We start from the raw sequence: 1698 nt of genomic DNA on the forward strand, positions 1-1698 counted from the left end.
CGTGTACACTGTCCCGTTCCGCACCATGACGATGCATGAGCCCGTCGTTTCCGCGACTCTTCCCCACTGGTTCAGCAGCACCATGTCCGTGCAGCCGCAGCGCCGACCCTCGATGCGGGCGAGGCGGCCCACCTGATAATTAGCACCTGTCTTGATTCGTGCCGGCATGGAAGCATCCACGCTACGCCGCCACGTGCTGACCCCGAGATGGATCGCCTCAGGCGCGGTCGCCTCCGTCTGATACCCGGTTATGATCAAATCGGCTTTGGTATCCTCGCCCCAATGTCCATCGGTCACGCACAAGGTGGTGCGAAGCCACATCTCTTTATCCGGCTGCAGCAACGTCTCGACGAGACCGCAAACTGCAGCCTCGTATTCCTCGAAGCATGTCTCGAACGGAATGTGGAGCAGGCGGGCAGATCGCGCCAGCCGCTCATAGTGCTGTCGCACGAGGACGATGCCCAGGGAAGCATCAGGTTGGCGATATCCTTTGAGGCCCTCGAACACCGTCAAGCCGCGCGTGACGGCTTCGCAGCCGACGTGAAGGACGGCTTCGTCCCAAGGCCGCTGGCGGCCGTTCATGTATACAAAGGGAGGTCGCTGGAGTTTCATGGCATGCAATCTCGCTCGCGTGGTCGCGACGAGAGCTCGGCTCGAGCTCTCCCCCGCTGTCGAAGCTCATTCTTCCCGCCGCTCCGGCCGGTTCATTTGACAGCTATCAAGTCGCCGGGCGGCGTGGTCGCGCTCCGCTGTGTCCTGCCGCTCGCTTCAACCCCGATTCGTGAACGGCCGGCGACGCCTATTCGGCCGCCGCGAGAGGCGCATCCACGCCGAACTCGGCAAGGCCATGCGAGCTCGCCAATCGCACCAGCCCTTGGGGGGTGCCGACGTCGAGGTAACGATGCTCCGGGAACGCGATACTTCGCGTTTGCAGGCCGGCCCGGATAGCTGCCTGAATCACGTGTCCGACCGTCAGTTCCTGAACAAGGCCCGCCCCGCTCTCCTGTGCGGCGGTCCTTGGAACAGTCAGATACTCGTGCATGAACTCGGTGAACGTCGGCGTCCAGACGGCAAAGATCCAGGTCCACACCAGGCGGGTGTGGTGCGGCTGGATCAATAGTTTCTGGACGCGTCCGCGGCTGTCGATATCGACGAGGTCGGAAACGCTTTCGTCATGAGGACGAAACAGGCCAAGGACCAGATCGGCTCGGCTTTGCGACAATGCCTCGAGGCCCCGAGCGTAGGCGTCGGTGGGTCCAAAGAGGATGTCTGGGAACCCAAACGCAATCCGGGCGCCGCGGATGAACGGATAGGCCTCGTCGATTGTGTACGGCGGCCCGTATGTTCGACGCACGACGAGATAGGCGAGGTTCACTCCGACCTCTGCGCCGTCGCCATAGTAATCGGGAATGTCCCACTTCCCCTTGCGTAGGATAAGAACAGCTCTGCGGATCCCGGCAGTCCGGAGCTTGTGGAGCAAGTAACTCGAAACGACCTTCACCGGCGGCCCTTCCGCCGTCGAACGATCGAGGGCGACCGGCAGCAGCTCCTTGCTGCAGGGGAGAGGCGCGATGCGGGTGGCGTGCCCGGCGCAGGGAACGACAGCGATGACCTCAGGAACTGGTGCTTGATCGTCAGACACAGGTCTTTTTTCCTTCGAGTCGTGCACGGTAGATCATTCCGGCGCAGTCGGGTGGG

General features: G+C 62.5%; 2 protein-coding genes. Both read right to left on the reverse strand.

All coding sequences use genetic code 11. From position 1 onward, the window contains the following. The coding region (locus tag ACRDUX_RS23120) for an aminotransferase class IV (RefSeq protein WP_526416889.1) at positions 1–582 on the reverse strand (582 nt) is incomplete at its 3' end. Between the two features lie 217 nt (positions 583–799). Then, entirely contained in the window at positions 800–1669 is an 870-nt protein-coding gene (locus tag ACRDUX_RS23125) for a nucleotidyltransferase family protein (protein WP_526416891.1), read from the reverse strand. Positions 1670–1698: the final 29 nt, after the last annotated feature.

The organism is Mycobacterium sp., from assembly GCF_050701675.1.
Taxonomy (GTDB): domain Bacteria; phylum Actinomycetota; class Actinomycetes; order Mycobacteriales; family Mycobacteriaceae; genus Mycobacterium.